The sequence below is a fragment of the Cupriavidus respiraculi genome, from assembly GCF_914271545.1.
Classification (GTDB): Bacteria; Pseudomonadota; Gammaproteobacteria; order Burkholderiales; family Burkholderiaceae; genus Cupriavidus; species Cupriavidus respiraculi.
On the sequence record NZ_CAJZAH010000001.1, the window covers coordinates 1,466,778 to 1,479,082 of the forward strand.

The 12,305-nt window shown below is 69.5% G+C and carries 12 protein-coding genes; 2 read left to right on the top strand and 10 right to left on the bottom strand.

What is annotated here, in order from left to right; translation table 11 throughout:
* Positions 1-29: 29 nt before the first annotated feature.
* From LDO27_RS06540 to LDO27_RS06580, 9 genes are all read right to left on the bottom strand, one after another.
* The gene (locus LDO27_RS06540) at positions 30-836 is read right to left on the bottom strand and encodes an aspartate dehydrogenase (RefSeq protein WP_222204440.1); all 807 of its coding nucleotides are present in this window, start codon (positions 834-836) and stop codon (positions 30-32) included.
* A gap of 11 nt (positions 837-847) precedes the next feature.
* Positions 848-2,569, bottom strand: a complete 1,722-nt coding sequence (locus LDO27_RS06545) for a thiamine pyrophosphate-binding protein (protein ID WP_224040482.1) — start codon at positions 2,567-2,569, stop codon at positions 848-850.
* Positions 2,562-3,365, bottom strand: a complete 804-nt coding sequence (locus tag LDO27_RS06550) for an SDR family oxidoreductase (protein ID WP_222204435.1) — start codon at positions 3,363-3,365, stop codon at positions 2,562-2,564. Before LDO27_RS06550 ends, LDO27_RS06545 begins: the two co-directional genes overlap by 8 nt.
* A 4-nt stretch (positions 3,366-3,369) precedes the next feature.
* Complete coding sequence (locus LDO27_RS06555) at positions 3,370-4,245, bottom strand: IclR family transcriptional regulator (RefSeq protein WP_222204433.1); 876 nt, start codon at positions 4,243-4,245, stop codon at positions 3,370-3,372.
* A gap of 56 nt (positions 4,246-4,301) precedes the next feature.
* Complete coding sequence (locus LDO27_RS06560) at positions 4,302-4,838, bottom strand: cupin domain-containing protein (protein WP_222204431.1); 537 nt, start codon at positions 4,836-4,838, stop codon at positions 4,302-4,304.
* Positions 4,839-4,855: 17 nt separating this feature from the next.
* Positions 4,856-5,641, bottom strand: coding sequence for an SDR family oxidoreductase (locus LDO27_RS06565; RefSeq protein ID WP_224040484.1), 786 nt, complete (start codon positions 5,639-5,641; stop codon positions 4,856-4,858).
* Complete coding sequence (locus tag LDO27_RS06570) at positions 5,634-6,698, bottom strand: aromatic ring-hydroxylating oxygenase subunit alpha (protein ID WP_222204427.1); 1,065 nt, start codon at positions 6,696-6,698, stop codon at positions 5,634-5,636. Before LDO27_RS06570 ends, LDO27_RS06565 begins: the two co-directional genes overlap by 8 nt.
* Before the next feature lie 66 nt (positions 6,699-6,764).
* Positions 6,765-7,070, bottom strand: a complete 306-nt coding sequence (locus LDO27_RS06575; protein WP_224040486.1) for a recombinase-like helix-turn-helix domain-containing protein — start codon at positions 7,068-7,070, stop codon at positions 6,765-6,767.
* A gap of 265 nt (positions 7,071-7,335) precedes the next feature.
* Positions 7,336-8,229, bottom strand: coding sequence for an alpha/beta fold hydrolase (locus LDO27_RS06580; protein WP_224040489.1), 894 nt, complete (start codon positions 8,227-8,229; stop codon positions 7,336-7,338).
* 513 nt (positions 8,230-8,742) lie between these two features.
* Between LDO27_RS06580 and LDO27_RS06585 the strand changes: the two genes are divergently transcribed.
* Positions 8,743-9,849, top strand: a complete 1,107-nt coding sequence (locus tag LDO27_RS06585) for a porin (RefSeq protein ID WP_222204422.1) — start codon at positions 8,743-8,745, stop codon at positions 9,847-9,849.
* 126 nt (positions 9,850-9,975) lie between these two features.
* Positions 9,976-10,989, top strand: a complete 1,014-nt coding sequence (locus LDO27_RS06590; RefSeq protein ID WP_377747283.1) for a Bug family tripartite tricarboxylate transporter substrate binding protein — start codon at positions 9,976-9,978, stop codon at positions 10,987-10,989.
* A gap of 118 nt (positions 10,990-11,107) precedes the next feature.
* Here the strand turns inward: LDO27_RS06590 and LDO27_RS06595 are convergent, their stop codons facing one another.
* Positions 11,108-12,268: a CaiB/BaiF CoA transferase family protein gene (locus LDO27_RS06595; protein WP_224040491.1), complete on the bottom strand. Its 1,161-nt coding sequence runs from the start codon at positions 12,266-12,268 to the stop codon at positions 11,108-11,110.
* Between the last annotated feature and the right edge of the window lie 37 nt (positions 12,269-12,305).

The window sequence follows — 12,305 nt, forward strand, 5'->3', positions numbered from 1 at the left end:
TGCTGGTGATGCTCGTTCCTTGCTGCCCGTCAGATCGATACCGCATGGGCCCGGTTGCCCAGCGCGCGGACCACGCTGAACACCGTCAGCGCCGACGTCTTCGGGTTGGCCGCCAGCGGCTTGCCGCGCATCGTCAGCTCGAAGCCGCCGAAGGCGCCGCGCGCCTCGACGTGGTGGACGTTCTCCTGCACGCCGGGATCGGCCAGCAGCCTGACCGCGGTGCGGTCCAGCCCCAGGCCGGCCAGCGACAGCGTGGCCGCGACGTTGGCGTTCTTCGGATACAGACGCGCCGCATCGCGCGCGGTGCCCTCGAAGATCACCGTCGGCGTGGTGAGCGCATCCAGGTCGAACATGGCCTCCGCCGGCGTGTCCTTCCAGGCCCGCGGCGGCTTGCGGCCGGTGTAGACCACCTCGTCCAGGCCGCCGACGCGGGCCGCGGCCAGCGCGTCGATGGCGCCGATCGCCCCGGACAGCAGCTGCACCTGCGTGCCGCCCCGGCGGGCCGCCGCTTCCAGCCGATCGGCCAGGCCCGGCTCGGACAGCGCGCCCACCGACACGACCATGCAGGCGATGCCGCGCTCCAGCGCCGGCACGATGTGCTGCTCCAGCGCATGGTGACCCGCGCACTCGACCAGCAGGTCGGGGCGCGCGTCGCTGTCGCTCAGCCGCGTGGCCACCCGCGCGCGCGGCGCGAGCTCGGACAGCGCGCTGCGCGCCTCGTCCATGCCGTTCTCCGGCACGATCACCACGTCGAACACCACATCGGGATCGCTCTTGAGCAGCTCCAGGACGCCGCGCCCGATCGCGCCGCAACCCACCATCGACACATGCAGCATCTCGCTCTCCCTCAGGCCGCGACGGGGGCGGTGGCCGGGGCCGCGTCGGCGGCCTTGTCCTGCACGGGCTCGTCCTTGTTCACCGGCGGGCCGGCGAACGCGGTCTTGAACGTGCCGATCGACAGCATGTCGATCTCCAGCAGGAACGGTCCGCGCTGCGACGTGGCTTCCTTCAGCGCCGCGCCGATCTCGTCCAGGCTGCTCACGCGCCGGTGGCGCAACGACAGCGACTGCGACAGCACCGCGTAGTCCGGCGTGTGCAGGTCGACATAGTGGCGGCGGCCGCCGTACTGCACGTCCTGGATGTTCTTGATGACGCCGTAGCCCTTGTCGTTCATCAGCACGATGACCAGGTCGGCCTGCTCCTGCACCGCGGTGGCGAGCTCGCCCAGGTTCAGGATGAAGCCGCCGTCGCCTGCCAGCGCGAAGGTGGTCTTGCCCGAGCCGGTGGCGGCGGCGCCGACGGCCGCGCCAATGCCCATCGCCAGCCCCTGGCCGATGCCGCCGCCCAGCGCATGCACGCCGGCGCGCGAATCGAACAGGCGCAGCTCGCGGTTGCCCCAGGTGCTGTTGGACACGGTCACGTCGCGCACCCAGTTGAACTGCTTGCCGACCGCGCCCTGCAGCGCCTTGACCAGCGCCGTGTACGGGCCGAGGCCGTCGTGCAGGCTGGCCACCGCCTGCTCGTGCGTGCGGCGCAGGTCATCGGCGAAGGCCGGATCGATCTGCATGCGGCCGGCCAGGCGGTCGGCCAGGCCCTCGAGCACCAGCGCGGCGTCGCCGCTGACGAAATAGTCGCTCTGGTAGCAGCGGCCTTCGGAGGCCGGGTCGGCGTCGACGCGGAACAGCGGACGCGGCAGCTTCAGTTCGTACTTCAGCGTTTCGTTGCCGCGCAGCCGCGAGCCCACCACCACCATTGCATCGCAGCGCTGGTAGAACTGTTCTACCGGCTTGTGCAGGTTGTAGGCGCCCAGCGAGCGGGGATCGTCCTCCGGCACGATGCCGCGGCCCTGCGTGCTGGTCACCACGCCAAAGCCCATGTCGAGCAGGCGCTTGACCTGCGCGCTGGCGTGGCGCGCACCGCCGCCCAGCCACAGCATCGGGCGCTTGGCCTTGGCCAGGCGCTCGGCCAGCGCGTCCAGCGCATGGTCCGACGGCTCGTGCACGGGCACAGGCAGCGGGCTCAGGTCCGAGGGCATCGGGATCAGCGCCGCCTGGATATCGATGGGGATCTCGACGCTGACGGGGCCGCTCGGCGCCGTCAGCGCGGTCTGCACCGCCAGCTTGATCGTGCTGATCGCGGTATCGGCGCTGCGCACGCGGAAGGCTGCCTTCGAGATGGCCTTGAGCATCGTCAGCTGGTCCGGCGCCTCGTGGATGTACGCCAGGCTCTGGTCCAGGTACGGCGTCTCGATCTGGCCGGTGATGTGCAGGAGCGGCGTGCCTGCGGTCAGCGCCTCGACCATCGCGCCGGCGGCATTGCCGGCGGCGGTGCCGGTGCTGGTCAGGCACACGCCCAGGCCGCCCGTGGTGCGGGCGCAGGCGTCCGCCATGTTGGTGCCGCCCGCCTCGCCGCGCGCCGGCACGAAGCGGATATTGCCGCGCTCGCCCATCGCATCGAGGATGGGCATGTTGTGGATCGAAATCACGCCGAATGCTGCCTTGACGCCGCACCGCTCCAGGAAGGCGGCGATCGCAAAGCCGACGGTGACTTGTTGTTGTTCGTTACGCATGACGGGAGTGTCCTCCGGAAACATCGATGTGGCTGCCCGTGGTGTACGAAGACAACGGCGAGGCAAGGAAAAGAATGGCTTGGGCGGCTTCGCGCGGCAGGCCGAGGCGCCCCAGCTGGATATGTTTCTGCTGGGCCAGGCGCGCGGTCCATGCGGCCCAGTCCAGATGGCGGTCCGCCTCGGGCCGCGCCTCGAAGCGGCGGCGCCACTGGCCGGACTCGATCAGCCCGACCAGGATGCCGTTCACCCGCACGCGGCGCGGGGCGAACTCGGTGGCCAGCGAGCGCACCAGGTTCAGGATGCCGGCCCGCGCCGCGGAAGTCGCCACCATGTGCGGCTCCGGCTGGCGCGCGAGCAGCGAGTTGACGCAGACCACCGCGCCCGTGCCCGAGCGTTCGAGCTGCGGCAGGAAGGCGCGCGTGGGGTAGATCACGGAGAAGAACTTGAGCTGCAGCTCTTCCATCCAGGCCGCGTCCTCGGTATCGGCGAACGTCGATACGCGGCCCTGGCCGGCGTTGTTGACCAGCATGTCGGCCGGGCCGAGCCGGGCCTCGACGTCCGCGGCAAAGGCGGCGACCTGGTCTGCCTTGAGCACGTCGCACACCGCGGCGAGCAGGCGGGCATCCGGATACGCGTCGCGCAGCTTCGCCTCGGCCTCGCGCAGGCGTTCCTCGTTGCGCCCGCACAGCGCCACGGCGGCGCCGGCCTGCAGCAGCAGCTCCACGGTGGCCAGGCCGATGCCCGAGGAACCGCCGGTGACGACGGCGACCTTGCCGTCGAGTTCAATCATGGGCATCTCCTCACTCCCGATGCAAAGTGGCTGCCGCGGCGGCTGGCTTCGGCATGGCCGCCAGCGCGCGCAGCGCCGCCAGGCCGTCCCGCTGCGGCGGCCTGTAATCGAGCAGGCGCGACAGCTCGCCCGCGGTGGTTCGTACTTTTTCGACCATGCCCTCCAGCTGCACGGCGCCGATGTGCGAGGCCGGAATCGTGGCGCCCATCGCGGCCACCACGCGGCCGGTGCGGTCGCGCACCGGCGCGGCGATGGTCGAGATGCTGGCTTCGAAGAAGCCTTCCTGCAGCACGTAGCCGCGCTCGCGGTCGCGCTGCACCATCTCGTGCAGTGCCTCTACGCTCTGCGGGGTGCTGGGCGAGAACACTTCCAGGCACGGCTCCGGATACAGCGCACGCAGTTCGGCCAGCGTCAGGTCCTCCAGCAGCACGCGGCCGAGCACGGTGGCGTGCGCGGGCAGCCGCGTGCCGACGTTGACGGTGCTGGCGAACGGGCTGGCGGCCACCGACTTGGCGACATAGACGATCGAGCGCCCGTCGCGCACGACGAGGTTGCACGGGTACTGGATGTCGTCGCGCAGCCGGTCCAGCAACGGGCGGCCGAGTTCGGTCAGCTCCAGCGAGGCCAGATACTCGAAACCCAGCCGCAGCACCGCCATGCCCAGCCGGTACTCGCGGCCCTCGGTGCGTTCGATGAAGCCCATGGACTCCAGCGTGGCCAGCAGCCGGAACACCGTCGAGCGCGGCGCCTTGAGGCGGCGCGCCAGCTCGGCCGCGGACAGCGTGCGCTGGCGGCCGCTGAACTCGCCCAGCAGGCGCAGTCCGCGTTCCAGTCCCGGCACGATGTATTTGTCCTGCGGGTCTTCCGGCAAGAGAGCATTGGTCATGTGTGACAGCATTGGCTGCCGGCGCGAGGAAAGCGCGCCGGCATCTGCATCGTGGTTCAGCGCTTGACCTTGGTCAGCGGGTGATCGGGCGGATAGGTCGGGGTGATCGGCTTCTTGGCGCCGAGCATCACGCACATCAGCGCGTCCTCCTCGCCGATATTGATTTCCTCGCGGTACACGCCCGGCGGCACCGACACCAGGTCCCGTTCGGTCAGGATGGTCTCGTAGCGCTCGCCGTCCTTCTCCAGCACCAGCTTGAGCTTGCCGCGCAGCACGAAGAACACTTCCTCGACGTCGGTGTGCAGGTGCGACGGGCCTTCGTGGCCGGCCGGGATGATCATGGTCGAGAACGTGAAGTGTTCCGACGGCACGGTGTTGGTATCGGTGGCCACGCCGGTGCCGCCCGTGCCCAGGTAGCGCATCTGCGCACGGCGGTATTTCGGGTCGTAGTCGGCCTGGAACTTCAGCGCGTCCCAGTCGTAGCGGCGGGTGGAAAAGCGGGCGACCCGGCTCTCCATCCACTGGTCGAACGAGGCGCCTTCGGGTTGCTCCCAGGTCCGCTTCATGTCTTGTTGTTGGGAAAGATCGCTCATGTGGATTCCTTCTGTCCTCAGTGCATGACAAAGCCGCCGTTGACGGCCAGGGTCTGGCCGGTCACGAAGCGGGAAAGATCGGAAAGGGCGAACAACACGGCGCCGCAGACGTCTGCCGGCAGTTGTTCGCGCGAAATCGCGCGTTGCTCGCGATAGAGCTCATGCCTCTTCTGGGGCACGTACTCGGTCGCCTCGACCAGCGTCAGGCCGGGCGCTACTGCATTGACGGTGATGTTGCCGGTGCCCAGTTCGCGCGACAGCGAACGGGTCATGCCGATGATGGCGCTCTTGCTCGCCACGTAGGCCAGCAGGTTGGGCGCGCCCCACAGCGGCGTGTCGGAGGCCAGGTTGACGATGGCGCCGCGGCCGCTGGCGCGCAGCGCCGGCTCGCAGGCGGCCGTCATCAGCCAGGTGCCGCGCACGTTCACGTTCATCACGCGGTCCCAGGTGGCGATGTCGATGTCGCCCGCGGCGCGGCCGCCCGAATCGGTGACCGCCGCGTTGTTGACGAGGCCATCGAGCCCACCCAGCGCCTGGACCGCCTGCGCCGCGCAGGCGCGCACCGATTCCGGGTCGCCCAGGTCCAGCGTCAGCGGCACGGCGGTGAAACCGCGCTCGCGCAGCGCCGCGGCCTCCTGCTCCAGGCGCTCGGTGAGGATGTCGGCCATCGCCACGGCCGCGCCGGCTTCGGCGATGGCGGTGGCGAACGCGAGGCCCAGGCCGCGCGCTGCGCCCGTCACCAGTACCCTGCGCCCGGCCAGCAGCTTGCCGCCTTGAATGTCATCGGCACGGCGCTCAGACATGGTTCGCTACCCCGGCCGCCGGCTTGACCATGGCGATCGGCTCGTCGGCGACCTCGGCCTCGGCGCGCCGGCGCAGCAGGCGGCGCACGCGGGTGATGCCGACGTCGTGCTGGTACAGCATCTCGTGGTCGCGCGCATTGGGCGCCATCGATTCGAGCACCACGCGGTCCTGCTCGAGCACGTCCCAGTGCAGTCCTTCCAGCCGGTTGCGATACAGGAAGCGCCAGACGTCGCGCTCCCAGCCGCTGACGTTGCGGGTACGCCAGAAGAACACCATGCAATGCTCCTCGTCCACCGGCGTGGCCATGCCGACGATGCCGAACGGACCGCCCGGGCCCACCTTGGCGCGGTACGGAATGGCAAGGCGCAGCCACAGGGTGCCGGTTTCGCCGAACTCGACCCAGTCGAAGTTGACGCCGCGCTGGCCGGTCTTCTCGAACATCAGGCCGTGCTCGGTCTCGCGCACCGCCATCACCGCCTGCTTCTCGCCGCTGGCCATCGAATGCGACACCGCGTGCAGGTAGGCGCCGTGCATCGGGTCCATGACGTTGTCGATGGCGTAGCGGTAGTTGCAGTCCCAATGCGCGACGCAAAGGAAGTTGCTGTGCTCGTCGCTAACCAGTTCCTCCGGCAGGCGCAGTTCGTCGGCGCTGCCTTCGCCTTGCGGCGCGCGGTCGCCGAACCACAGGAAGATCGCACCGGCGCGTTCCTGCACCGGGTAACTGCGCACGCAGGTCTTGCCCTCGAGCGGACAGCTGTCGACGGCCGGCACGCTCTTGACCTGGCCATCGCCGCCGACCTCGACGCCGTGGTACCAGCAGGCGACGCGGTCGCCCAGGTTCCAGCCCATCGACAGGCGGGCGCCGCGGTGCGGGCAGCGGTCTTCCAGCGCGTGGACCTGGCCGGCGTTGTCGCGCCACAGCACGATGTTCTGGCCCAGGCGCGTGATGCCGATCGGGGCGTGGGTCACCGACCACGAGGCGGTGACGGGATACCAGTAGTTGCGCAGGCCGGTGTTGAGGCGGGCTTCGGCGCGGGCTTGCTTGTTCGATTCCATGTTCTTTCTCTTGCGGGGTGCGGGCCTGATGAGCGTGCGGTGCGGGACCGGTCGGTCGGGGCCCGGTCAGGCGCCGAGCCGGCGGATTTCGGCGAGGAAGCGCTCTTCGGTCCAGCCCTGGCCGTCGCTGGTCATGAAGCCGGCGCGGTTGAAGCTGCGCACGATGTCCTCCGGCGTTTTCGCGCCGCCCTCGAAGGCGGCCTCGAGCGCGTCGCCCAGCGCGTTCTCGTAGGCGGTCGGCACGGCGGCGCGGGTCTGCCACACGATGTTGGGCACCTTGCCGGGACGCTCGATATAGCCCTTGCCGGCGACGTTGTTGGGGGCGGGCCGCTCCCAGGGCGCCAGGTTGGGGTTGTAGGCGAGGTCATCCATTGCGCTTCTCCTTGCTCGTTGCCGGCTACCGAATCGCGTCTCGTTTTATGTATGAAACGCTGATCCAGATATTGAACACAGTTGAGACTATAGACAACCGTCTCTCGGAATTTGATTAGGGTTTACCCCTCGGACTGGCCGTTTGTCAGTTTCGGTCGCCGCCCCGGCGGCACAAGAGGTCGTCAGGCCACTGCCGCGGCGGCGCTTGGACGCCGGCGTTCCGCTGTCAGCGGAAAGCAAGCGCCATGCGCCCTCCCGGGGGCGTTCAGGCGGCGCGGATCCACCGCGCGACCGCGGCGCCCTGTTCGACGTAGCAGGCGTGGCCCGCGTCGGGAATCAGCGTGAAAGGCAGGCCGAAGCGCTCGGCGAGCGCCGCGCAGGCGTCGGGTGGCGTGACCACGTCCTGCGCGCCGCAGGCGACGCGGACGTCCAGCCCGGCGGGCCGGGCCTGCAGATACCGGTCGATGGCGTCGCCGCACAGCATGGCTACGGCCTGGCGGTAGCCGGCGGGGTCCAGGCGCTCCATGTTCCGGCGCACCCAGGCCCGCGCGCCTTCGTCGGCGTCGGGACCCAGCAGGCGCTCCGGCCCCCGCGCGGCGAGGCCGGGCACGCCGAGCCGCTCGAGCGCCTCCAGCCGCTGCACGGCGACTTGCCGCGACTTCTCTTCCTGGCCCGGGCCGCCATAGCCCTGCGCGGGACTGACCAGCAGCAGCCGGGAGGGCAGCCATTGCGGATCGGCTTGCGCGACATAGGCCGCCGCCATCGGCGCGCCAAGCGAATGGCCGACGATCACGTCCGGGCGCAGGTCCAGCACGCGCAGCATCGCCTGCAGCGAACGCGCATAGTCGGCGGCCATGGGCGCCTCCGCCGGCAGGGGCGTCGAATTGCCATAGCCGGGCGCGTCCCAGGCGAGCACCCGCGCGTGGCCGGCCAGCAGGCTCGCGCATGGCAGCCAGGACGGCGCGCCGGAACTGATGCCATGCAGCAGCACGATTACCGGCCCCTGGCCCCCACCGCGACGGCAGCCGATCTGCGCCACGTCGCCGGTGCTTTCGCCCGCCGCGCTGGGCAGCCGCACGATTTCCTCGGCGAACGTGCTTTCCAGGCGCGCCAACTCGACGCTGTCCAGCCCTTCGGTAAGCGCCGTCTTATGTTCCATATATGAAACCTATGTTTGGTAATAAAACCTTGGGACTATAGTCGGCTCTTTTCGCGGTGGCAGCCTAGGGTAAATCCCTAGTAAAAATCCCGCGGCGCGCCGGTGTGGCTGCGTATGCGCACCACATTGAAGCGCTTGTGCGCGCGACCGGCAGCGGCCCCGCCGGCAAAAGCCCCGTAGCGCCAAGGGTTTCCGTCCGCTGCCCCGAGAGCGGGCCCCGATCCATCCCCGCGCATCGCTGCACCGCCTCAGGGAAACCCCTCGGACCACGGGTGCCGCAGGCGTCGCGCCCGGGCGGCACTAGGGAATTCCCGCCCCTTACGGTTTCGAAAACTCCCGCTATATTCGCTCCAACGTTTTCTATGTGATTCGTGGTTTTATATATGAAACGCAAAGAAAGCGATACAGAGGGTCGCCGTCACCCGTACCCGGCCCACCGGGACACCACGGCGTCCCGCCGGCCATCCCCGGCGGGAACCACACCAAGACCACGGATTTGGAGAAGGAATCGAGATGAACTTTGGACGGATCGCATCAACGGCCATCGCGGCCTCGGCCGCGGCACTGCCCATGCTGGCTTCGGCGCAATCCTCGGTGACGCTGTACGGCGTGATCGACACCGGCGTCGAGTACGTGAACAACGTGGGTGCGAACAAGGACGGCCTGTTCCGCGTGCCCAACCTGACCGCGACGGTGCCCTCGCGCTGGGGCCTGCGCGGCAGCGAAGACCTGGGCGGTGGCCTGAAGGCGAATTTCGCCCTCGAATCCGGCTTCTCCCCCGATAGCGGCACGGCCAACCAGGGCGGCCGGCTGTTCGGGCGCCAGGCTTGGGTGGGGCTGTCCGGTCCGTGGGGTCAGGTGTCCGTGGGCCGCCAGTACACCATGCTGTTCTGGGCCATTCTCGATTCCGACACGCTGGGCCCGAACATCTACGGCTCCGGCTCGCTGGACAACTATCTGCCCAACACCCGCGCCGACAACACCGTCGCGTACAAAGGCAAGTTCGGCGGCTTCACCGTTGGCGCCACCTACAGCTTCGGCCGCGATGCGGTGAACGCGGGCCCCAGCCCCGCCGGCACCAACTGCGCCGGCGAAAATCCGGCCGACAGCCGTGCCTGCCGCGAATGGTCCGCGCTGCTCGCCTACGACACCAAGCAGTGGGGCGTGCATGCCGCCTACGATTCGCTGCGCGGCGGCCCGGGCGCGTTCGGCGGCCTGACCAGCAGCAGCCTCTCGGACGACCGCCTGTCGGTGGGCGGCTACGTGTTGCTGGACCGCACCAAGCTGGGCATCGGCGTGATCCGCCGCGACAACGAAGGCAGCCCCACGCCGCGCAGCGAGCTGTACTACCTCGGCGCCGCCTACGACATCACGCCGCGCTTCAACCTGGCCGGCCAGGCGTACTTCCTGAACTATCACAACAGCGACAACCAATCGATGCTGTTCACGGTGCGCGGCACCTACGCGTTCTCCAAGCGCACCTCGATCTACGCCACCGCCGGCTATATCAATAACGACGGCAACCTGACCACGTCGGTCAGCGGCGGCTCGGTGGGCTCGAACACCACGCCCGGCGGCAACCAGCTGGGCACGATGATCGGCATCAAGCACGTCTTCTGAGCACGGGCGGTACGGCCCGGCATGGCGCGCATCTTGCGCCCGGGCCGTACCGCCAGCGCCCTGCCCGTTTCCATTGCGCACGGTGCCCCGCGCCGGCACGCACGTCATCCACCGAGGTACCAGAACATGAAGTCAGCAAGTCGCCCCCGCTCCCCGGTCCGCCGCATGGCGCTGGCCGCGTTCACCGCCTTCGCCGCCGCCGCCACCGTGGGCGGCATCGGCGCCGCGCATGCGCAGGCGTATCCGACCAAGCCCATCACCATCGTCGTCGCGTACCCCGCGGGCGGCGACACCGACGTGCTCGCGCGCATGATCGCCGAGAAGCTGTCGATCCGCCTGAAGCAGTCGGTGGTGGTGGAAAACCGCACCGGCGCCGCCGGCACCATCGGCAGCGCCTACGTGGCCAAGGCCGCGCCGGACGGCTACACGCTGCTCGCCGCGCCCAATACCGTGGCGTTGGCACCGCTGGTGCTCAAGTCCGGCTCGGGCGCCGTCTACGACGTGCAGCGCGACTTCACCCCGATCGTCCAGACCGGCTTCCAGTCGCTGTTCGTGGTGGTCAGCAAGAACACCGGCATCGCCAAGGTCGGCGACCTGGTCACGCGCGCCAAGGCCGGCACGGTCTCGACCTACGCGACCCCGGGCAACGGCTCGCCCATGCACGTGCTCGGCGAGCTGTTCAACAAGGCCGCGGGCGTCAGCATCGCGCAGGTACCGTACCGCGGCACGGCGCCGGCGGTGGTCGACGTGCTAGGCGGCCAGGTGCCGATGACCTACTCCACCTACGGCGCGGTCTACCAGCATGTGAACACGGGCCAGCTCGTGCCCATCGCCGTGGCCGACCAGAAGCGCTCGCCGTTCGCGCCGAATGTGCCCACGCTGGTGGAGCTGGGCTACAAGGACGTCGAGGTCAGCGCGTGGCAGGGCCTGCTCGGGCCCAAGGGCATGTCGCCGGAGCTGGTGCGCACGCTCAACACCCACGTCAACGAGATCCTGAAGATGCCGGACATCGTGCAGAAGATGGCCACGTTCGGCATCAGCCCGGTCGGCGGCGAACCCGGCGTGCTCGCCAAGGTGATCGCGGGCGATGCCACGCGCTACGCGAAGATCGTCAAGGAGTTCGGCATCCAGGCCGACTGAAGACGCAGACACGGCGCCTTCCATGCACGATGGCTCGAGCGGTGCGAACCGCTCGGGCCATCGTCGTCTTGCGGGTACGAGGCACGCAAAGCGTACCCGTTTCTGCGCGGGCCGCGCCTTACCGCCCGCCCCCGCCGCCGCCATCTTCGCCGGCCTGCCGCGGCAGGAATGCATCGCCCTCGGCGAGCGGCGCATGCCGGTACGTGGCCGGCGTGCGGCTCAGTTTCACGGGGGCGCCCAGCCCCCGGTACCCCCCTTCCATCTCCACCACCATCTCGCGATGCGCCGTATGCGGGTGCTGCAGCGCGTCCGCCACCGACAGCACCGGCGCGCACGGCACGCCCGCCTGCACGAGTTCGTCGGCAAGCGCCTTGCCGTCCAGGCCCGCCATGCGCGCCTCCAGCTCCGCCTTCAGCGCGGCGCGGTTGACCGAGCGCGCGCCGGCCGTGGCGTAGCGCTCGTCGTCCGCCAGCGCGGGCACATCCAGATGGCCGCACAGGATGCGGAACTGCCGGTCGTTGCCGACCGCCAGGAAGATCGGATCGGTGGCGGTGGCCACCGTATCGTACGGATAGATATTGGGATGGGCGTTGCCGGTGCGCGTGGGCGTCTTGCCGCTCATGAACCAGTTGGCCGCATGCGGATGCAGCAGCGACAGGCCCGAGTCGTACAGCGCCGCCTCGACGAACTGGCCGCGGCCGCTGCGCGCGCGCTCCTGCAGCGCGAGCAGCACGCCGAGCGCGGCGTTCAGGCCCGTCACCATGTCCACCACCGGCAAACCCACGCGCAGCGGATCGCCGTCGGCCTCGCCATTGATGCTCATGATGCCGGCCATCGCCTGGATGGCGGCGTCGTAGCCCGGCAGTCCCCCGAGCGGGCCGTCGGCGCCAAACCCCGACACGCGGCAATGGATCAGCCGCGGGAAGCGTTCCGACAGCGTCTCGTAGCCCAGGCCCCATTTCTCCAGCGTGCCGGTCTTGAAGTTCTCCACCAGCACGTCGGCCTCGGCCAGCAGCGCCAGCAGGACTTCGCGATCGGATTCCGCCGCCAGGTCCAGCCGCATCACCCGCTTGTTGCGGTTCAGCCCGAAATAGTAGGACGCCACGCCGTCCTTGAACGGCGGCCCCCAGGTCCGCGTGTCGTCCCCCTGCGGCGGCTCGATCTTCAGCACGTCGGCGCCATGGTCGCCCAGGATCTGGCCGCAGTACGGCCCGCCGAGAATGCGCGACAGGTCGACCACGCGGATGCCGGCGAGCGCGCCGGCGTTCGGTTGGGTCATGACAGGCTCCTGGAGGTGTCGGATGGGTCGATGGTAA